21 protein-coding genes are annotated in these 20,250 nt (G+C 41.3%); all 21 read left to right on the plus strand.

Annotated features, from left to right (window positions below; genetic code table 11):
* Positions 1 to 12 precede the first annotated feature (12 nt).
* The 21 genes from T472_RS01730 to T472_RS01835 all read left to right on the plus strand — a co-directional run bounded on the left by T472_RS01730 (position 13) and on the right by T472_RS01835 (position 20,235).
* On the plus strand, positions 13 to 2,298 hold the full coding sequence (locus T472_RS01730; RefSeq protein WP_242864751.1) for a phage tail protein: 2,286 nt from the start codon (positions 13 to 15) through the stop codon (positions 2,296 to 2,298).
* A gap of 11 nt (positions 2,299 to 2,309) precedes the next feature.
* Positions 2,310 to 3,086, plus strand: a complete 777-nt coding sequence (locus T472_RS01735; RefSeq protein ID WP_023386472.1) for a phage tail family protein — start codon at positions 2,310 to 2,312, stop codon at positions 3,084 to 3,086.
* Between the two features lie 10 nt (positions 3,087 to 3,096).
* Entirely contained in the window at positions 3,097 to 3,387 is a 291-nt protein-coding gene (locus T472_RS01740) for a hypothetical protein (RefSeq protein WP_023386473.1), read from the plus strand.
* A complete protein-coding gene (locus T472_RS01745; protein ID WP_023386474.1) occupies positions 3,362 to 4,228 on the plus strand; it encodes a hypothetical protein in 867 nt (288 codons plus the stop codon). Before T472_RS01740 ends, T472_RS01745 begins: the two co-directional genes overlap by 26 nt.
* Before the next feature lie 13 nt (positions 4,229 to 4,241).
* Positions 4,242 to 6,809, plus strand: coding sequence for an IPT/TIG domain-containing protein (locus T472_RS01750; protein WP_023386475.1), 2,568 nt, complete (start codon positions 4,242 to 4,244; stop codon positions 6,807 to 6,809).
* Between the two features lie 69 nt (positions 6,810 to 6,878).
* Positions 6,879 to 7,295 (plus strand): phage holin family protein, encoded by a 417-nt coding sequence (locus tag T472_RS01755; protein ID WP_023863258.1) that lies wholly within the window; start codon positions 6,879 to 6,881, stop codon positions 7,293 to 7,295.
* A 540-nt stretch (positions 7,296 to 7,835) separates the two neighbouring features.
* Positions 7,836 to 8,534 carry an N-acetylmuramoyl-L-alanine amidase gene (locus T472_RS01765; protein WP_023386494.1) on the plus strand — a complete coding sequence of 233 codons (699 nt, stop codon included), beginning with the start codon at positions 7,836 to 7,838 and terminating at the stop codon, positions 8,532 to 8,534.
* A 115-nt stretch (positions 8,535 to 8,649) separates the two neighbouring features.
* Positions 8,650 to 8,895, plus strand: a complete 246-nt coding sequence (locus T472_RS01770; RefSeq protein WP_023386495.1) for a hypothetical protein — start codon at positions 8,650 to 8,652, stop codon at positions 8,893 to 8,895.
* Positions 8,870 to 9,187 carry a hypothetical protein gene (locus T472_RS01775; protein ID WP_040906334.1) on the plus strand — a complete coding sequence of 106 codons (318 nt, stop codon included), beginning with the start codon at positions 8,870 to 8,872 and terminating at the stop codon, positions 9,185 to 9,187. The genes T472_RS01770 and T472_RS01775 overlap by 26 nt, the downstream gene beginning before the upstream one ends.
* A complete protein-coding gene (locus T472_RS01780) occupies positions 9,180 to 10,316 on the plus strand; it encodes a DUF2800 domain-containing protein (RefSeq protein WP_023386497.1) in 1,137 nt (378 codons plus the stop codon). Before T472_RS01775 ends, T472_RS01780 begins: the two co-directional genes overlap by 8 nt.
* Before the next feature lie 5 nt (positions 10,317 to 10,321).
* Positions 10,322 to 10,873: a DUF2815 family protein gene (locus T472_RS01785; protein ID WP_023386499.1), complete on the plus strand. Its 552-nt coding sequence runs from the start codon at positions 10,322 to 10,324 to the stop codon at positions 10,871 to 10,873.
* A 73-nt stretch (positions 10,874 to 10,946) separates the two neighbouring features.
* A complete protein-coding gene (locus T472_RS01790; RefSeq protein ID WP_023386501.1) occupies positions 10,947 to 11,456 on the plus strand; it encodes an NUMOD4 domain-containing protein in 510 nt (169 codons plus the stop codon).
* Positions 11,444 to 13,393, plus strand: a complete 1,950-nt coding sequence (locus T472_RS01795) for a DNA polymerase (RefSeq protein ID WP_023386503.1) — start codon at positions 11,444 to 11,446, stop codon at positions 13,391 to 13,393. Before T472_RS01790 ends, T472_RS01795 begins: the two co-directional genes overlap by 13 nt.
* A 55-nt stretch (positions 13,394 to 13,448) precedes the next feature.
* Positions 13,449 to 13,664: an SHOCT domain-containing protein gene (locus T472_RS01800; RefSeq protein WP_026478190.1), complete on the plus strand. Its 216-nt coding sequence runs from the start codon at positions 13,449 to 13,451 to the stop codon at positions 13,662 to 13,664.
* Between the two features lie 61 nt (positions 13,665 to 13,725).
* Positions 13,726 to 15,291, plus strand: coding sequence for a recombinase family protein (locus T472_RS01805; RefSeq protein WP_023388998.1), 1,566 nt, complete (start codon positions 13,726 to 13,728; stop codon positions 15,289 to 15,291).
* Positions 15,292 to 15,708, plus strand: coding sequence for a recombinase (locus T472_RS01810; RefSeq protein WP_023388999.1), 417 nt, complete (start codon positions 15,292 to 15,294; stop codon positions 15,706 to 15,708). It abuts the gene before it with no gap.
* A 1-nt stretch (position 15,709) separates the two neighbouring features.
* Positions 15,710 to 17,272 carry a recombinase family protein gene (locus tag T472_RS01815; RefSeq protein ID WP_023389000.1) on the plus strand — a complete coding sequence of 521 codons (1,563 nt, stop codon included), beginning with the start codon at positions 15,710 to 15,712 and terminating at the stop codon, positions 17,270 to 17,272.
* 155 nt (positions 17,273 to 17,427) lie between these two features.
* Complete coding sequence (locus tag T472_RS01820) at positions 17,428 to 18,003, plus strand: TetR/AcrR family transcriptional regulator (RefSeq protein ID WP_023389001.1); 576 nt, start codon at positions 17,428 to 17,430, stop codon at positions 18,001 to 18,003.
* Between the two features lie 23 nt (positions 18,004 to 18,026).
* Complete coding sequence (locus T472_RS01825; RefSeq protein ID WP_023389002.1) at positions 18,027 to 18,377, plus strand: phasin family protein; 351 nt, start codon at positions 18,027 to 18,029, stop codon at positions 18,375 to 18,377.
* 96 nt (positions 18,378 to 18,473) lie between these two features.
* On the plus strand, positions 18,474 to 19,340 hold the full coding sequence (locus T472_RS01830; protein WP_023389003.1) for a DegV family protein: 867 nt from the start codon (positions 18,474 to 18,476) through the stop codon (positions 19,338 to 19,340).
* 142 nt (positions 19,341 to 19,482) lie between these two features.
* On the plus strand, positions 19,483 to 20,235 hold the full coding sequence (locus T472_RS01835; protein WP_040906343.1) for an ABC1 kinase family protein: 753 nt from the start codon (positions 19,483 to 19,485) through the stop codon (positions 20,233 to 20,235).
* Positions 20,236 to 20,250: the final 15 nt, after the last annotated feature.

A 20,250-nucleotide genomic window follows, 5' to 3' on the forward strand; every position in this document is an offset into this window, starting at 1 on the left:
ATAACTACACATATGGGATATTCGGATTTCGGCCTAAAAATCGGTGTTGAGGGCGAAAAGGAGTTCAAGAGCGCTCTTCGTGACATCAATCAAAATTTTAAGGTGCTTGGTTCTGAAATGAATCTGGTTACCTCCCAATTTGATAAACAGGATAAATCAATTAAAGCTATCACTGCAAGAAACGAAGTGCTGAATAGGGAAATTGATACTCAGAAAGATAAGATAAAGACGCTGGAATCTGCACTGAATAACGCTTCTGAATCCTTCGGAGAGAATGATAAAAGAACGAAAGCGTGGCAGATACAGCTCAACAACGCCAATGCGGATCTCATGAAGATGGAAAAGGAACTGGAAGACTCATCGGTTGAAGCTAAAGAGCTAGCTGATTCTCTGGATGAATCGGGTAAGTCAGCAGATGATGCAGGAGGTAGATTCGATAAGTTTGGAGGTATCCTTAAAGGTATTGGTGTAGCAATGGGGTCAGTAGCTGTAGCGGCTGGAGCTGCAGCGATCAAGATCGGAAAAGAAGTTGTTCAGCAGTTTGGAGAACTGGAACAGAACCTGGGTGGATCAGAGGCAGTTTTTGGAGAATATGCAGCTTCCATTCAGAAAACAGGAGAAGAAGCTTACAAGAATCTCGGCGTATCCCAGAGTGATTATCTGGCCACAGCCAATAAGATGGGTGCTCTATTTCAGGGATCCGGACTTGAACAGCAGAAAAGTCTGGAACTGACTGAGAAGGCTATGCAGCGAGCTGCTGATATGGCATCCGTTATGGGAATCGACATGCAGATGGCACTAGACTCCGTCGCAGGAGCTGCCAAAGGTAATTTTACCATGATGGACAACTTGGGCGTTGCGATGAATGCCACCAATGTGGAAGCCTATGCCCTTGCAAAGGGGCTTGATTTCACTTGGGACAGTGCTACACAAGCAGAGAAAGCTGAAGTCGCCATGCAGATGTTCTTTGAAAATACAGAACAGTATGCCGGTAACTTCGCAAGAGAATCCACTCAAACGGTGACCGGGTCACTAGGCCTGCTTCAAGCAGCAATGGGATCTTTCACAGCTGGCCTTGGAAATGCAGATGCGGATATGAAGAATCTCACACAGAATCTGGTAGATGCATTCCAGTCTGTTGTAGAGAATATCGTACCGATTTTAGAGAATGTGGTTGCTGCACTGCCGACAGCCATGGATGGTATTTTACTAGCTGTCGGTGATTTATTACCCCTACTATTAAGTACGGTTACAGACTTATTCACTCAGATTCTTGAGACCTTATTGAATCTTCTTCCAGAGCTGATTCCAGCGGCGGTAGATGCGGTCATGACGATAATCGGAGCTTTAGTAGACAGTCTTCCACTACTTATTGATGCAGCACTGCTTCTTATAACCGCCCTGGTAGAAGGATTAGGACTGGCACTTCCTGAACTGATTCCTTCAATGGTGGAAGCTGTAATTCTCATAGCAACAACTTTGATTGAAAATATAGATCTGATCTTAGATGCCGCATTTACATTAATTACCGGACTGGCACAAGGACTACTGAATGCATTACCAGCTTTAATTGAAGCACTACCACAGATAATAGCTAGCATTGTGACTTTTCTCATTGAAAACTATCCGAAACTAATTGAGATGGGCATCAACCTGATCGTGCAACTGGGAGCTGGATTAATTCAGGCCATACCTATACTCATAAGCAAAATACCTGCCATCATCTCGGCAATCGTTGGAGGGTTTGGAGAGGGTATACCCTCCATAACAGATATAGGAAAAGATATCATCAAGGGTCTTTGGTCTGGAATTTCTTCCATGGTGGGCTGGATAAGAGAAAAAGTTGGTGGCGCTATGAGTGGAATTGTCGGAGGCGTGAAGAATCTGCTTGGAATCCATTCGCCTTCGACAGTCTTTGCCGGAATCGGATCGAACATGGGTCAGGGAATCGGAGTTGGGTTCAGTAATGTCATGAAAAACGTTGCAGCTGAAATGAAAAATTCTATCCCGACGGATTTTGATGGACTCCAGGTTGATGTCAGTGCTGTGGGGAATATTATCCCGGATACCTCTTCCCTTGCCGTAGCAGGAACAATGCCCTATGAAGGCTTGGAAGCTCTGTTTAAAGGCATGCTTGAGAAGATGGGATTCGGTGTGATGCCTGGTAGAGAAGGTGAAAGCGAAGTTCTTGGTGGTGTGACAAATCATTATACTATCACGATCAATAATCCGAGCTCTGAACCTTCCTCTGATAGTATTCGATCAACACTACTGAAACATTCATATGGACTGGTATAGGAGGTGAACCTTTGGACAGAGAATTATGGCTATTTAACGGAATGACTCTATCGAATCATAGTAAATGGGATGTTGAAGAAGTCATCGAAGGAATAGGGATCCCAAAAGTTCGAGGAAGTAATCTCCAGGTCCCATTTCAGCATGGAACCAGGTGGGTCAAGAAAAGATACGATCGACGCAAGATGGTCTTTTCCATGTGGATCAAAGGAAAAGACAGGTCAGAGTTAGATCAGAATATTGATACGTTTATTCGAGGAGTTGCAAAGCCAGGAATCCATACGTTAAGAAGGATTGGTAAAAATGGAGAAGTCAGAGAAGCACAAGGTGAACTAAGTTCAGATATCAACTTTGTCCGAAAGGCTCCGGGATATGCCAAGTTTGCTCTGGAAATTGAGCTGCCGGATCCCTTTTTCTACGGCGCTGATGAAGTTATCATTAATGAAACTATCGGTGCTAGAACCCATAACTGGATCCATGAATATATGGGTACGGCTCCACTTATATCTATGGAAATCAAACTTGTCGGTCCGATGACTAATCCAATGCTTCAAAATACCAATAACGGGATATGGGTGCAGTATTTAGGCGTCATAAATACCGGGGAGAGCGTTGTACTAAACACCAGAGATTTCTCCTGCATTAAAGAAGGAGAAAATGTTATCACCACTGTGAAGCATGGCGGAGACGCATACTGGATGGTATTTGAAAGCGGAACGAATAACCTGAAGCTCACTACAGAAACAACCGGTGGTACCGTGGAGTTTAGGTATCATCCAAGCTATTTTTAAGGAGGACTGTATGAATATTGAGGATCGCAAAGACAGAATAGAGCTGAAATTTATCAAGGTAGTTGATGGTGTAAAACTTATGCAGGAACTGTATGATGCCATTCCAGAACTAGAACCAGTTGTAGAAGAAGGTGAACTCAAGGTTAATCTACGTCTTTTCACAAGTGGGCATGAAATTACTCTTTGGGTTCCGAAGGAAGCAGATGAGCATCTCATCCGGAATATTGTAATGGAGCATAAATATCAGGATGAGTTTGAAAGTGAGGTGAACAAGAATGCCCTACCAGGAACTGAATCATAGAAGAATTCCTTATGATATTGACGGAACAGTTGTGGGCTACAACATCGGTCAAGATTATGCCAAAGGCATAACGGATTGGCTTTCAGAAAGTCAGCTTTCAGCGATAAACGATGAAGGAACCAGTACGCTATGGAAGTCCAATGAAGGTTCATATGGTGGTTCTGTACAAAGATGCATGTGGTTTTTCTTTCCTGAAGCGAGAGAAATTGAAGCGAGCAACTGGCTTGGATCATGGGTTAGAAGTCTCTTAAGATTTGAAATGCAAGGTAGCAATGATACAACCAATGGTATGGACGGAACATGGGAAACTGCAGTATTTCCTTCTGGAACACCTATGGGTTCTCACACGGTGCCATCATGGTGGAGGATCTATGTCAAACCTGTTTCCTTTTCAACCACCTATAAAACCATACGCATCAAATTTGAACTGTATTCCTCCTACGATGGGGACTCCTATTTTAGAAAAGCTCATTTCTATGGAAGAAAAGCGTATGGACAAACCCCTGATGACATTCTCATCTGTAATGCGGACGGCAATGAGAAAACAGCACTGTTGGATTGGGGAGACAGACCTGAAGGCACTACAATGATTAAGTCTTTCAAACTGAAAAATGCCAGTTCAAACAGAATCGCTTCAGGTGTAAACATCCAGCTTAATCATGGTGACTTTGGGCTTTCTTTTTCTGAAGACGGTCCTTGGACAGCAACGCTTGATATTACATCCATCGCTCCAGATAACTTGAGCGCCAGAATCTACATCAGAAATCTTTTAGGTGCACCTCCACTAATATTGGGACCTAAGGCGGGAAGATGCATCATCACCGTCGGAAGCTGGACATAGGAGGTGAAGCGGGATGGGAATGCCAATACTGACGATTGTTAGTCCAGAAGATGGGTTGAACTTTATTGATCGGATGCTGTTTTTTGACATAAACTACAGCGACCCAATCGATACATTTGCTGCAGATCGTGTTCTGTTAGAAGCGGATAAAGTTGCATCTTTTGATGGCTTGGATCGTAAGAGTATTGAATATGTCGATGTCGCAAGTGATTCTACAGTAAGATATTCAGTAATTCTGGAACCTGGTTTGTGGTATTGGAGAGTAACCGCTGAGAACAGTTCCGGATTGTCCGTTTCAGAAGTCAGGACTCTTACTGTTTCGAAGACCGTGAAAAGAGCACTCTACCAGTATGAAAATGTAGGCAAGGCGGCAATGCCCTGGTCCAATAAAAGAACCTTATACCAATATGAAAACATCGGCAAATCGCCTATTGATTGGACTGATAAGAGAACCTTATCTCAGTATGAGAATATTGCAAAGTTTGGACCCCTTTGGAGTAACCAGAGAAGCTACTATCAATATGAAAACATCACTGATGATCCACCATTTCCATACATTTCAAGAATTTCATCAACTCGTGGGCCTTCCGGATCCGTTCTTACACTTTATGGTAACGGGTTTGGATATTCATTTGAATCGGATGTCTCAAATCCCGATCGGTTCCTGAGAAGCTATGATGGTTCTGTATACATCAATGATCTCATGTGCAGCATCCTTTCCTGGTCCTGGAATGGGATCGTAATGCAGCTTCCAGCTGAAGCGGAAAGCGGTCCCATAAAAGTCGTATTGTCACAGCCGACAGTCAGAGAGAGCAATGTGAAGGGATTTGAAGTGTATGCCGGAGTTCCAACTGACGATATCGGCATTGAGCTGTTCATCTGTGCGAGAGAAAATCCGAATACGGTGCTCTGCCAGCTGGACGGGGCCTTCAATAAAGCCTTTCAAATGGTTCAGAACAATGCCGGATCAGGCAGCTTTTCCATAAGCAGGTATGACAGGTTTGGCGGAAACAACGAATATATCAGAGATCAGAATTTCGTTCTGGTAAAACTGGATGGGAATCCTATCTTTAAATGGATCATTGAAGCAAAGAAGCCGAATTATGTTGACCCTTCAGAGCATCAGATTATTGAAGTGAATGGACGAGGCATTTTATCGATGCTGGGCTGGGCAGTCGTTTATCCGGAAAATCTCGCAGAACCGGTTCTGGATCGGAAATTCACAGGAACTGCGAGTACCGTTCTGAGAAAACTGATACAGGAAGCACAGGCAAGAGACGGACTAAATGGAGTATCCATTGGATGGGAGGATGATAAGGACAGTTTAGGGAATACATTCACGGAGCGCATCAATCTTTCATTCAGGGTCGGGACTCCTCTGACGGAAGTTGTTACAAAGTTTACTGATGGCCTGGGTTATTTTGATATCGAAATGACTCCAGATTTGAGACTGAAAATCTACAAGAATAAAGGAGAAGATCTTCATGAAGAGATCATCTACCGACCAGGACAGGCGATCCTTAGTCATCAGAACCAGAGCGACGGAACAAATCTCGTCAATGAAGTGCTCGTCGAAGGAAGCGAGAAATCCATAGCCGTTGCATCTCATAGTTTGAGTCAGGCAAACTATGGCCGTAGAGAAGGATATCTCTCAGCCAGCAATCTCCTTGGAGGTCTCTCTGAGTATGGACAGGCATATCTCAGCCGAGCAGCTTTCCCTACCTGGGGCATTCAGGGAACGGTGACTACCTTTACGGACACAGAAGGTAGAAAGATCAAACCCTTTGAGTCCTACCTGATCGGAGACTGGATTGGATGGCATATCCCGCCAGAAGGATCTGACGAAATTGGCTTTGAAGGGATACTACGAGTAAAGGGTGTAACAGTAAGCGAGGACAATGATACAGGAAATCTGAAATACACACTGGATCTCCATAATGCCATGCTGGAGCATGAAATCAAACTGACACAAAAGGTGGAGAGGATCTCTCAGTATAGTGGAGGAAGTGACGTCTTATCGGTAGCTCCATCCAGTAGTAGTGGATATTCCCCAAATGAAATCAATGCTCTCCTTGCTAATAAGGCCAGTACCATTCATCAGCATCATTTTACAGAGCTTGTTGATACACCCGAGAATTTAGAACCAGGAAAGATTGTCATCGTGAATGAAGAGGGTAATCAGCTGATTCTTGATGCGAGAGAAAAGCCTGAAGTGTTTTTTCAATCTGAGCTGAAAGCTATAACTGGGAGCAATTTTAAAGCTGAGATCGATGATATAACATTTGTAGGAAATGGCATAACTTTTGATCCGAATACCCGATCACTCATTATTGGTGAATCAGGTAAGTATTGCATTAGAGCCAGCCAGGTTGCATCTGTTTCCGGTGAAGCCAGTCTGTTGATCAGGAAAAACGGCTCGGGACTTAAAAGAGCAGCATCGGTTAATGGAGTCAGAGTGAATCATACCGTTTCAGTTATTGAATCGTTCACTGCCGGTGATGAGATTGCTTTTTATTGGAATGGCACTGTTACAGAAGCTTTGGCGGGGATGGATTCTTCCGTTTCCATATTTAGAATTTGAATATCATAGGCACACCCAGGTTAGAAATTTCTGGATGTGCTTTTTGATTTCAGGAAAGTGAGGATAATTATGAAAGACATTTGGAATGTGATTCAATATGTATTTGCTGGCCTTGGTGGTTGGCTTGGCTGGTTTCTTGGAGGTTACGATGGATTTTTGTATGCCCTGATCGCCTTTGTCGTCATTGACTATCTGCTTGGTGTCATGTGCGCACTAATCGAGAAGCATTTGTCCAGTGACGTGGGTACTCGGGGCATCTTTAAAAAAGTGGTAATCTTCTCTTTGGTGGGCGTAGCTCACATCATTGATCAGAACATCATCGGGGATGGCAGCGCTATTAGAACTGCAGTGATTTTCTTTTATCTGTCCAATGAAGGAATCAGCATCATTGAGAATGCCACAAGGCTTGGACTGCCAATTCCAGAAAAGCTCCGGGATGTTTTGGAACAACTCAAAGACGGTGGAGATAAAGACGGAACAAAGTAATAAATGATTTTGCCATTTGAGCATTCTTTGCATATGTAAGTTATGGAGGTGTTCAAATGGTATTTATTCATTATAGCTATTGCGAAGAACCATTATGTGTCATCAATTACAACTTACTACTCAGTGACAAAATGGTGATCAGGAATTATCAAGAGGAATGTCCATGCTGCCAAAAAACTCTAGACTTCTTCTGGCATGAAATTAGCGATCAGATTTTTGATGAAGGAATATTGGATTAGCTGTATAAAATGTCATCCCCTTCGCATAATGTTTTTGGAGGGGATGAAAGTGACCAAAATTAAATGCCTTTGTGGTGCGACGTTAATCTTAGTGAAGTATTTAATGCACTTGGAAGGAAGCTTAACATTTAGAGATTATTATGGAATATGCCCGGTTTGCGGGCAAGAAAATGAGACGAGAGATTTAAATGAAGACGACATAACTGATCAAGAATACCTATTCTAGTAGAAGCGTCATAGGCTAAGCCTGTGGCGTTTTTATTTATCTATAGATTGCAACAAATCGTAGGAGGGAATATCTATGAACCTTAAAAAACTAATCTTTACAGAAAATGAATGCTATAAAGCAGGTAGGAAAATCAAGCCCAAAGGCATCATGGTCCACAGCACGGGGGCTAATAACCCCTATCTTCGTAGATACGTTGGTCCAGATGATGGCATTTTGGGAGAGAACCAATACAACAATCACTGGAATCAGCATAGACCCAGCGGGAGACAAGTCTGTGTCCATGCATTTATTGGAAAGCTGAAGAATGGCACCATCGCAACTTATCAGACACTACCCTGGGACCATAGAGGCTGGCATGCAGGTGGTGACGCCAACAACAGTCACATCGGGTTTGAAATCTGTGAAGACAACCTAACCGATGCCTCTTATTTCAATGCAGTTTATAAGGAAGCCACAGAGCTTTGCGCAAACCTTTGCAAAGTCTATGGCCTGACTGAGAAAGACATCCTTGGCCACTACGAAGGCTATCAAAAGAAAATCGCCAGTAATCATGGAGATCCTCGTCACTGGTTTTCCAGGCATGGTAAGAGTATGGATACTTTCAGGGCCGACGTTAAAAAGCTACTGACAGCCCCTACTCCTTCCACTACACCGCCTCAGAAGCTTTACAGGGTCCAGGTCGGGGCATACAGCGTTAAGTCCAATGCTGATGCTATGCTGTCCAGAGTAAAAGCTGCAGGCTTTGCTGATGCCTTTATCAAAATTGAATAAGTAAGCATCATGCCCTTGGAGGTTTAAAACTTCTGAGGGCATTATTTTTTTGCAATTTTACAAAACCGTCAGATTTCCATTCTTCCCATGGCTACCAGATAGAGGGGAACAAATAATGACCCTTCAGAAAGAGGTGATGGATATGAAACACAACCTGAAGATCAGTGTTTCAAAAATGCCACAGACAGGCGGAATCGTTACTTGCCGTAATGTCACCGTAAGGGAGCGCATTCTACGTTTCCTCCTTGGAGATAAACAGCGTGTAACAATTCTGATTCCAGGAGATAGCGTCCAGGAACTTGCTATCTGTGAGACTAGGAAAGGAGGAAATGAACTTGAGCAAAGTAAAGTTACTGCTTGATGTGGTAAGTGACATGCGAAGCCTTGCAGACAGCATAGAAGTGGTTTGCAATGCAATGACCGAAAGCGATGCTGCGCCTGAAGAAGTGCCCGCCACAAAGTCAGACAAAGCAAAAGAGCCGGATATCCCACTTGAAAAAGTGCGTATGGTCCTTGCTGAAAAAAGCCAGCTTGGTTTTACTGCGGAAGTCAGAGCTATTATCGGGAAGTATGGTGCTGATAAGCTTAGTGCTGTTGACAAGGCATACTATGCTGACATCTTGAAAGATGCGGAGGTTCTTGGCAATGGGTAATCACGCAATACTATCTGCATCTTCTTCACACAGATGGCTTCACTGCTTGCCATCTGCAAGGCTTGAACTTGAGTTTGAAAACACAAGTGGAGAGGCAGCAAAAGCAGGTACTGCAGCACATGAACTCTCAGAACACAAACTGAAAAAGGCTCTCCACATCAGAAGTAAGAGGCCCGTGTCAGAGTATGATTCAGATGAAATGGAAGAATGCACAGATGACTATGTTGCCTTCATCATGGAGCAGGTAGAACTTGCAAGAAAGTCCTGTACTGACCCTATCGTTCTTATTGAACAACGTCTTGACTTCTCCTGTTATGTGCCAGATGGATTTGGTACGGGAGATTGTGTAATCATTTCAGATGACAGGCTTCACATAGTGGATTTCAAATACGGAATTGGAGTCCTTGTGGACGCAGAAAACAATCCGCAGATGAAACTCTATGCATTAGGGGCTCTTGAAATCTATGACAGTCTCTACGACATCAAAGAAGTATCAATGACTATATTTCAGCCACGAAGAGAAAACGTCAGCACCTGGACTGTTCCGGTAGAAGAACTTAAAGCTTGGGCAGAAGAAGAACTAAAACCTAAGGCGGCAAAAGCCTATGAAGGTGAAGGAGAATATATCCCTGGCCCGTGGTGTACTTTCTGCAGAGCATCCATAAGATGCCGTGCAAGAGCTGATGAAAAGCTAAAACTGGCCCAGAAGGAGTTTAAGATGCCACCACTGCTTACAGATAGTGAGATTGAAGAAATTCTAAACATTATTCCTGATCTCACGAAGTGGGCCAATGAAATAACTGCTTATGCCACAGATGCAGCAGTTAACCATGGGAAAGAGTGGAGTGGTTTTAAAGTTGTGGAAGGTCGCTCAGTTCGTAAGTACAAAGATGAAGATACTGTAGCACAAAAAGCTGTAGAGAGTGGATATAAAGATATTTACCGTAAGAGCCTTATTCCTTTGACCGAGATGCAAAAACTGATGGGCAAAACCAAATTTGAGGAAATCTTAGGAAGCCTCATAGTAAAACCACCAGGCAAGCCAACGCTTGTTCCTAAAACAGATAAAAGAGTCGCTATGAACGTAACGAATGCAAAAAACGAATTTAACGAAATTATGGAGGATTGATCATTATGAAAAACAATACGAATAGAACTAAGGTTATTACAGGTGTGAACACAAGACTTTCTTACTTCCACGGCTGGGAGCCGGTTTCCGTTAACGGTGGTGCTGAAAAATACAGCGTATCCGTACTCATTCCAAAGGACGATACAGAAACCATTAACGCAGTAAATGCTGCTATTGATGCTGCTATTGAAGAAGGCATCGCTAAGTTTGGTGGAAAGAAGCCCAACAAGGCTGCTATAAAAATTCCTCTGCGTGATGGGGATGTGGAGCGCGATGATGAAGCATATAAAGGGCATTATTTTATCAATGCTAACAGTAAAACCCCACCACAGATTGTGGACAAGAGCGTAAAGCCAATCATGGATCGTGGTGAGGTGTACAGTGGATGCTTTGCTAGAGTTTCTCTGAATTTTTTCGCATTCAATTCCAATGGAAATAAAGGTGTGGCTTGTGGGCTTGGCAACATTCAAAAGATTAAAGATGGCGAGCCTCTTGGTGGAAAGAGTTCTGCAGCAGATGATTTTACAACTCTTGCAGAAGATGACTTCCTTGCCTAATAGAAAAGGCCAATTTACGGTGGTGGGGGGATTTCCTCTGCCACCTGCTTTTTTAGGAACGGAGGTATATTAAATGGATGAAATATGGAAAGACATACCCGGATATGAGGGGAAGTACCAGGCAAGCAGTGAGGGCAGAATTAAGAGTCTTGAACGTGTAATTCATAGTAGCAATCAGAATGGCGAGTTTGATTATTTATTAAAGGAAAGAATACTTCGACCCGGAAATCGAGGTAATTATCAAATGGTTGTCCTAAATGATCCAAGACAAAGCTTTGCAGTTCATCATTTGGTTATGGCTGCTTTTGTAGGTGAAAGAGATGGTATGTATGTGCTTCATGCAAACGGGGATCCAAAAGATAATCGCCTAATGAACCTTCGATATGATACGCAGACTGAAAATGTTTATGATGTTTATCGCCAAGGCAAGGCATGGAAGAAACTTACCACGGATGATGTTGAAGGAATACGATTTGGATTATTCTGTGGATTTACTTGCACTCGGCTTGGAGAGATGTATGGTGTGGGGCATCAGGCTATAAGCAAAATAAAGAATGGAGATAGATATGCATGGCTGAAATAAAAACATTACATTGTGATATTGAAACTTATAGTAGCGTCAATTTAGCAAAGTGTGGTGTGTATCGTTATGTTCAGGCAGATGATTTTGAAATTTTGTTGTTTGCCTATTCCACAGACGGAAGTGAGGTTAAAATAATCGATCTAGCCCGCGGTGAAAAGATACCACCAGTAATACTTTCTGCAATAGAAGATGATAATGTTATAAAATATGCTCATAATGCTTCCTTTGAGCGGATATGCTTCTCACGCTTTCTGGGATACCCAGTGGGTAAGTATATTCCTCCTGAATCATGGAGGTGCACAATGACATGGGCAGCATATATGGGGCTGCCGTTATCATTAGTAGGTGTGGGTGCGGTTCTTGGCCTTGGGAAGCAAAAAATGATGGAAGGTAAAGATCTGATTCGTTTCTTTTGTTCTCCTTGTAGCCCAACTAAGGCAAATGGAAACCGCACAAGAAATTTACCCTCTGATGACCTAGATAAATGGGAGCGATTCAAAGCCTATAACATTCGTGATGTCGAAGCTGAGATTGAGATTGAGCAGAAATTGATTAAATTTCCTGTGCCAGATTTCGTATGGGATGAATATCATTTAAGTGAGAGAATCAATGATCGAGGCATAAAGGTAGATATGGACTTTGTAAAACAGGCCATTACTATGGATGAGATGTCACGCACCAAGCTGATGGATCAGATGCAGAAAGTAACAGAACTTGATAATCCAAACTCAGTGCAACAGATGAAAGGCTGGCTCTCTGAAAACGGCGTGGAAACAGATACCCTCGGTAAAAAGGCTGTGGCAGAACTATTGAAGGAAGCGCCGGAGCATCTAGCTGAGGTGCTTAAACTCCGTCAGCAACTGGCAAAGTCCTCTGTTAAGAAATATTCTGCAATGGAAAATGCAGTCTGCAGTGATGGCAGGATTCGTGGCATGTTTACTTTTCTGGGGGCCAATCGAACAGGTCGTTTCAGCTCAAAAATAGTGCAGTTACAAAATCTACCTCAGAACCATATGCCGGATTTAAAAGAGGCACGAGGCATAGTAAAGAGTGGTGATCATGAAACCCTTGAAATGCTCTACGAAGATATACCTGACACGCTCTCGCAACTTATCCGCACAGCCTTTGTACCAAAAGAAGGAAATAAGTTTATAGTTGCTGACTTTTCTGCTATTGAAGCTCGTGTGCTGTCTTGGGTTGCGGGTGAACAGTGGCGAAATGAAGTATTCGCAAATGGCGGTGATATATATTGTGCCTCGGCATCACAGATGTTTAGAGTCCCTGTTGAAAAGCATGGTGTAAATGCTCATTTAAGGCAGAAAGGTAAAATTGCAGAATTGGCACTTGGTTATGGTGGATCAGTGGGTGCTTTAAAGGCTATGGGAGCCCTAGAGATGGGAATTTTAGAAGAAGAACTAAAACCCCTTGTTAATGCCTGGAGACAGGCCAATCCATACATCGTAAAATTCTGGTGGGATGTGGATAGAGCAGCTAAGAAGTGCATTAAGGGAAAAAAGTCTCAAGAAGTTCAAAATATAAAGTTTCATTACATGAGTGGAATGCTCTTTATTGTTCTTCCTTCTGGCAGGCAGCTTGCCTATGTTAAGCCACAGATGGGTGAAAATATCTTCGGTGGTGAATCAGTTACTTATGAGGGAGTTGGTGCTACAAAAAAATGGGAGCGGCTTGAAAGTTATGGACCCAAGTTTGTAGAAAACATTGTTCAAGCAATCTCCCGTGATATTTTGATGCATGCCATGAAGACACTTAGCACTTGTAGCATTGTGGCTCATGTACACGATGAAGTAATTATTGAGGCTGATCAAAGCCTGTCACTTGATATGGTATGCAAGCAGATGGGCAGAGTACCTCCCTGGGCAAAGGGACTGCTCCTTGATGCAGATGGCTATGAATGCGATTTTTATAAGAAAGATTAAAGAAAACATCAGATTTCACCTCCCGCCGTGGCTACCAGGTAGGAGGTGTTTTTTTATGAACATTATTGAAGTGAAAGATGGTTCTCCTATCAAGGGTGAGACAGAACCGATGTCAGAAGAACAGTTACAGAAAGAATATGACTTTTATATAGCTGAGAGCATTGTTGGCATGCTCTATAAAGAGGGCAAGATTACACAAGATGAACTACACAAAATATCAGCATTAAACCGCCAGAAATTCTCTCCGAAGTTAGCCGAGATAATGCCCTGAAACACTTGCTATTATTGCCTTTTAGAGTGATATATGTAATAGCAGAAAGTGAGGTGAGATGATGAAAAAGATAACGAAAATAGAAGAACTGCCCAAATCACAGTTATCAGAAAACAAACTTCGAGTTGCCGCTTATGCAAGGGTTTCAACGGATAGTGATGACCAGCTGGTAAGCCTTAAAGCTCAGCGGGAACACTATGAAAACTATATTAAATCCAATCCGGAATGGGAGTTTGCCGGACTTTATTATGACGAAGGCATATCAGGCACCAAGAAGGAAAAACGACCTGAACTTCTCCGTATGATTCGTGATTGTGAAAGTAATAGGATTGATTTTATTATCACCAAATCCATCAGTCGTTTTGCACGAAATACCACGGATTGCCTAGAACTGGTAAGGCACCTAATGGATATCGGTGTTTATATTTATTTCGAGAAAGAAAATCTGAATACAGGTGATATGGAAAGTGAATTAATGCTTTCTATTTTATCTGGTTTTGCTGCTGAAGAGTCCGCGTCTATTTCACAGAACACAACATGGTCAATCAGTAAAAAGTTTCAAAATGGCAGTTACATTATTGGCACTCCGCCATATGGCTATGCAAACATAAATGGTGAGATGGTTATTGTTCCTGAAGAAGCTGAAATAATCAAACGTATTTTTGCAGAGTGCCTTTCAGGGAAAGGTGGAAGTGTTATCGCGAAAGGCCTAAATAGAGACAAAATCCCTGCAAGAAGGGGCAATCATTGGAGTTCGGGTACGGTGATTGATATGCTCCGCAACGAAAAATACAAAGGTGATGTGCTTTTCCAAAAGACTTACACGGATAGCAACTTCAATCGACACATTAATAATGGAGAGAAAGATCAGTTTTACTGCAAGGATCATCATGAACCGATCATCAACAGAGAAGTATTTTCCAAGGCTCAAAAGCTGATAACTCAAAGAGCAAAATCTATGAGCAAAACTGCTAACAAAAAAGCTTATCAAAACAGGTATGTGCTAAGTGGCAGAATCCTATGTGGAGAGTGCGGCAGTAAATTCAAGAGAAGAACAAACTACTCTGTTGGCAGAAGTTATATTGCTTGGAGCTGCAAAGGACACATTGAAGACAAGGACAGCTGCTCCATGCTATTTATTCGGGATGGAGAGATAAAGGCAACATTCTCAACCATGATGAATAAGCTCGCATTTAGCAAAAAGCTAATACTGAAGCCACTTTATAATTCTATAAACAAGATTGATGAAGAATGCGATCTTGCAAGAATTGATGCCATAGATAAACGCATGGAGCAATTAACCGAAGAACGCAATACACTGATTGGTCTTATGACAAAAGGGTTTCTTGAACCAGCTCTTTTTAACAAGGAACGAAATGTTCTGGATAAAGAAATAAAAAATCTTACTGCTGAGAAGACGAACCTAGTCATGTCATTTACAAGTGGCTCTTCTCAGGTAGACGAGGTAAAGGCACTTCTTGATTATGTGTCAGCAGATAAGTTTGATGGCAATTATACAGATGAAGCTTTTGAAAAGTTTGTAGAAAACATCATTGCGAATTCAAGGGATGAACTAACCTTTAAAATGAAATGTGGACTTTCCCTTATAGAAAAGGTGGTGAGATAAATGGCATATGTACCATACGGATATACAGTTAAAGACGGAGTCATAACTGTCGATGAGAAGGCAGCAGGTCAAGTAAAGGATTTCTTTGAAAAGTACATTTCAGGACTTTCTCTAGCTGTGGCCGGTGAGCAGGCTGGTATTCAGAAGACTCATTCATCAATGGGCCTTATTTTGAAAAACATCAACTATCTTGGAAATGACGTATACCCCGCAATCATTGATAAAGAGACGTTCGATAAGGCCGAAGAAGTTAGAAATAAACGTGCGAAGGACCTAGGGAGGATTGCAGAGCTTGCAGCTTTCAGTGCTCCCCCACCTATAGAAAGATTTAAAATGAGAAAATCAGAAGGTAAACTTCCAGATGATCCAGTAGCGCGAGCGGAGTACCTGTATAGTCTGATAGAAAGCGAGGTTTAAATTGGCAGAGAAAAACATAACTGTAATTCCAGCACGAAAAAGGGTCGGAAGTACAGCCGCAAAAGAAAAAGTAAAGAAACTGCGTGTTGCTGCTTATTGCCGAGTTTCAACAGAAACTGAAGAGCAGAACTCCAGCTATGAGGTGCAGGTTGCTCATTACACCGAGTTTATAAAGAAAAATGCTGAATGGGAGTTCGCAGGCATATTTGCAGATGACGGCATTTCAGGCACGAACACGAAAAAACGAGAAGAGTTCAACCGCATGATTGATGAGTGCATGGAGGGGAACATCGATCTAGTGATTACAAAGTCCATCAGTCGATTTGCCCGTAACACTCTGGATTGCCTAAAATATATTAGGCAACTCAAGGATAAGAACATAGCCGTATTTTTCGAGAAAGAGAACATCAATACAATGGATGCCAAGGGGGAGGTGCTACTTACCATTATGGCATCCCTCGCGCAGCAAGAAAGTCAGAGCCTTTCTCAGAACGTTAAACTCGGACTTCAATACCGATATCAACAAGGGAAAGTCCAGGTCAACCACAATCGATTTATGGGGTACACAAAAGATGAAGAAGGCAACTTGATCATTGTTCCTGAAGAGGCTGAGATCATTAAACGTATTTACAGAGAGTACCTTGAGGGTAAAAGCCTAGCAGGCATTGGTAGGGATCTTGAGAAGGACGGTATTTTGACAGCTGCAGGAAAACCAAGATGGCGACCGGAGACCATCAAAAAGATTCTCATGAATGAAAAATACATCGGGGATGCCCTTCTACAGAAGACCTTCACGGTGGATTTCCTTACAAAGAAAAGGGTTAAGAATGAAGGCCATGTCCCACAGTATTATGTTGAAAATAGCCATGAAGCGATCATACCAAAGGAACTATTTTTACAGGCTCAGGAAGAACTTCATCGCAGGAATAATATTTACACAGGAGCAGATAAAAACAAAAGGCTCTATAGCAGTAAATACGCTTTGAGCACCATAACCTTCTGCGGAGATTGCGGGGACATTTACAGACGGGTCTATTGGAATGTTCACGGTAGAAAAGAATTTGTTTGGCGATGCGTTACAAGAATTGAGCAAGGCCCTGAAACGTGTAAGAACCGGACGGTAAAAGAAGGTGATTTATATGATGCGGTTATGACGGCAATAAACAAGCTCCTTGCCGGTGGGGACAACATGATAAGAACCTTGGAAGAAAACATCCATGCAGTAATTGGTGACACCACAGAGTACAAGATCTCAGAGATAAACACCTTGCTTGAAGAAAAACAGAAAGAAGTGATCAACCTCGCCAACAAAGGAAAGGATTACGAATTCCTAGCCGATGAGATTGATAAGCTCCGTGAAGAGCGACAGAGCCTCCTTGTGGAAGATGCATCCTTAAGTGGTGAGAATGAGCGGATCAACGAACTGATAGAAATTATCCGCAAGAACAAATATCGCACCCTACTATATGACGACACGCTTGTAAGGAAGCTCATCCAAAACGTCACTGTGTATGAAGACCATTTTGTGATAAGCTTCAAATCAGGCATTGAAATTGAGGTATAGAATACGAACTTTGCTTTAGGATACTTATGTTTTATGAGTGTACTTTGTTAAATTCTAATATCATATCACACTATGAGTGGGTCTTGACAAGGAAGTAAAAAAATATTATCATATACTTAAATCGGACGAACGACCGAATGAAAAGAGGTGATTAAGTGCCTATTGGAACAGAGGATCAGGGTCAATCCGAAAGGATAATAACAGCTGCTTTTGAAATCATATCAACAAGGGGATATGCCAATGTTTCAATGAGAGATATTGCTGATAAGGCAGGTGTTGTGCTAAGTCAATTGAATTATTATTTCAAGAACAAAGAAGGGTTATTTAAAGAAGTAGTAAGAATCATGATCGGGAAGTATCTTCAAGAAATTGAATCATCTCTAGTGGCAGAGGAATCCCCCAAGGAGAGAATAAAATCTCTAATAAATTACTTCAGAAAAATGCTTAAGTATAATCCGGAATTATTTAGACTTCTTTATGATTTTACAGGATTAGCTCTTTGGTCTCCAGTTTTTGGAGACTTGCTAAGTGAACTATTTAAAGACTTATCAGATATGATTGAAAAATATATCATGAAGAATCTGAAAATGAGTGAATTAAAGGGGTATTCCACCAAATCTTTATCTCGCCTGATTTTGGGGGCGATGTTTGGAACGGGGATTCAGGTACTACTGGATGATGATGACGACTTACTTGAATCATTAAATGCTATGCAAGTATTATTTGAATAATATTATGAAAGTGAGGAAACAAAATGGCAGGATTAATTGAAAAATCAATCAATATGGGACTTGGTGTATTTTCATACTCAAGAGAGAAAATTGAAGAGGTTGTTGATGATCTGGTGAACAGAGGCGAAGTAGCCAGGAAAGATGCGAAAGACCTGGTAAATGATTTGGTTAAAAAGGGAGAAGAACAAAGAGATGATGTTAAAAAAATGATCAGAGATGAAATTCTCGAAGCTTTAGATTATAAAGATATCGCTCGTAAAGAAGACCTAATTAATAAAGAAGATCTAAGAAAGATTATAAGAGAAGAGCTTATTGATATTTTGCAAGAAAAGGAAATAGCCACGAAGACAGATATAAGTGAGTTGAAAAAGTAGTTGACAAAGAAGACCAGTTGATAGGCAGAATGATGACAGGTTAATAAATGTCATTGCTTACTCAAACTGGTCATTCTATTAATGGGAGGTGTTTGAATGAGAACAACTTTAATAACCGACTCAAATTGCGATTTGCCTGTTGAGTATCTATCCCAAAATAACATCCATGTTATCCCATTTACCTATCAGTTAGATGGAATCAACTATACAGACGATTTTGGAAAATCCCTTGGCCACAAAGAATTTTATGACGCACTTCGAAATGGAAGCATGCCAACGACTGCACAGATTACTGCATATACTTTTGAGAACGAGTTTAAAAAATTCTGTTCAAAAGGGGAATCTGTTATTTATATAGGATTCTCATCAGCCTTGAGCGGATCGTTTAATAGTTCGGTGATGGCAAAAAATTCAATTTTGGAAGATATGCCAGAAGCTAATATTACAGTTATTGACTCAAAAAGTGCTTCAATCGGACAGGGGTTATTGGTGTATTATGCTAGTGAAATGTTGAAAAAAGGAAAGTCCAAACAGGAAATTGTAGAATGGATTGAAAATAACAAACTAAAAATTAATCACTGGTTTACAATCGATAGCCTTGATCATTTAAAAAGAGGCGGAAGAATATCGGCTACAAGCGCAACTATTGGCGGTTTGCTTGATGTAAAACCAGTTTTGAATGTGCAGAATGATGGTAGCTTAAATATTGTTAAAAAAATTAGAGGAAGAAAAAAATCTATCAAAACTTTATATGAAGAGTATAAAGCTCGTGTAATCAATCCGGAAGAACAGATGATCTACATTAATCATGGAGATTGTCTAGAAGACGCAGAGTATCTAAAATCTTTAATTCTGAGTGAGACAGCTCCAAAAGATATTGTTATAAATGACTTAGGACCAATTATAGGAACCCATACAGGTCCAGGTATGGTTTTGGTGGTTTTTATTGGAAAAGAAAGATAGCTAATGTGTCTATTTCCACTGAGAATCAAAAAGGTATATTTGCCTATTAAGACTTTAGCAGATATAGATGACGAAGTGTCTTTAATCTATATCTGCTATTTTCTTAGATAAAAATGAAAATTAGAATGAGTGGTGATAAATAGTGGCAGCTAATAGACACAGAAAATTTAAAAGATCCAGGGAAATTGTCATGGTTTTTGCTAGCCATGGCTTTGGTACTTTAATGGATCGGTTAGGCATTTTAAAATATCTCAAAATAGAAAAGCAATCCAATGAATTATCAGAGGGCGAATCTTCAAGATTATCTATTGGTGAGAGGCTGAGATTATCTTTCGAAGAGTTGGGACCGACATTTATAAAACTAGGTCAAATCATGAGCACAAGACCAGATTTATTGCCTCATGATATAATTCACGAATTGGAAAAACTTCAAGATTCAGTAGCACCATTTCCAATGAATGAAGTACAGGAAGTAATAGAACTTGAGTTGGGAGACAAACTTGAGAACATTTTTAAAGAGTTTAGAGCGGAACCCATAGCTGCGGCATCGATTGGACAAGTTCACCGTGCCAAACTGTTGTCTGGCAAAGATGTAGTTGTAAAAGTTCAAAGACCAAATATCGAAAAAAATATTAGCCTTGATCTGGGGATACTAAAAGACATAGCAGATTTTGTTGATAATCGAACCAGATTAGGTAAACTTTATAGCTTCAGCAAAATGGCGGAAGAATTTGAGACTACTTTGGCAAATGAGTTAAACTTCCGATTGGAAGGGGAAAATGCTGAAACGTTTAAAGTGAATTTCAAAGATGATGATAGTGTAATTGTTCCTGATATTAGTTGGATTCACACAACTAATCGTGTTATAACGATGGAAGAGATCAAAGGGGTATAATTAAAGAATTTTGAT

This window comes from Youngiibacter fragilis 232.1 (assembly GCF_000495435.3).
GTDB classification, from domain to species: domain Bacteria; phylum Bacillota; class Clostridia; order Clostridiales; family Clostridiaceae; genus Youngiibacter; species Youngiibacter fragilis.

Bases quoted from the DNA above. Each gene is read 5' to 3' on its own strand.
- T472_RS01730 (WP_242864751.1), top strand. From the start codon at position 13: ATGGGATATTCGGATTTCGGCCTAAAAATCGGTGTTGAGGGCGAAAAG.
- T472_RS01740 (WP_023386473.1), top strand. From the start codon at position 3,097: ATGAATATTGAGGATCGCAAAGACAGAATAGAGCTGAAATTTATCAAG.
- T472_RS01745 (WP_023386474.1), top strand. From the start codon at position 3,362: ATGCCCTACCAGGAACTGAATCATAGAAGAATTCCTTATGATATTGAC.
- T472_RS01750 (WP_023386475.1), top strand. From the start codon at position 4,242: ATGGGAATGCCAATACTGACGATTGTTAGTCCAGAAGATGGGTTGAAC.
- T472_RS01755 (WP_023863258.1), top strand. From the start codon at position 6,879: ATGAAAGACATTTGGAATGTGATTCAATATGTATTTGCTGGCCTTGGT.
- T472_RS01765 (WP_023386494.1), top strand. From the start codon at position 7,836: ATGAACCTTAAAAAACTAATCTTTACAGAAAATGAATGCTATAAAGCA.
- T472_RS01770 (WP_023386495.1), top strand. From the start codon at position 8,650: ATGACCCTTCAGAAAGAGGTGATGGATATGAAACACAACCTGAAGATC.
- T472_RS01780 (WP_023386497.1), top strand. From the start codon at position 9,180: ATGGGTAATCACGCAATACTATCTGCATCTTCTTCACACAGATGGCTT.
- T472_RS01785 (WP_023386499.1), top strand. From the start codon at position 10,322: ATGAAAAACAATACGAATAGAACTAAGGTTATTACAGGTGTGAACACA.
- T472_RS01790 (WP_023386501.1), top strand. From the start codon at position 10,947: ATGGATGAAATATGGAAAGACATACCCGGATATGAGGGGAAGTACCAG.
- T472_RS01795 (WP_023386503.1), top strand. From the start codon at position 11,444: ATGGCTGAAATAAAAACATTACATTGTGATATTGAAACTTATAGTAGC.
- T472_RS01800 (WP_026478190.1), top strand. From the start codon at position 13,449: ATGAACATTATTGAAGTGAAAGATGGTTCTCCTATCAAGGGTGAGACA.
- T472_RS01805 (WP_023388998.1), top strand. From the start codon at position 13,726: ATGAAAAAGATAACGAAAATAGAAGAACTGCCCAAATCACAGTTATCA.
- T472_RS01810 (WP_023388999.1), top strand. From the start codon at position 15,292: ATGGCATATGTACCATACGGATATACAGTTAAAGACGGAGTCATAACT.
- T472_RS01825 (WP_023389002.1), top strand. From the start codon at position 18,027: ATGGCAGGATTAATTGAAAAATCAATCAATATGGGACTTGGTGTATTT.
- T472_RS01830 (WP_023389003.1), top strand. From the start codon at position 18,474: ATGAGAACAACTTTAATAACCGACTCAAATTGCGATTTGCCTGTTGAG.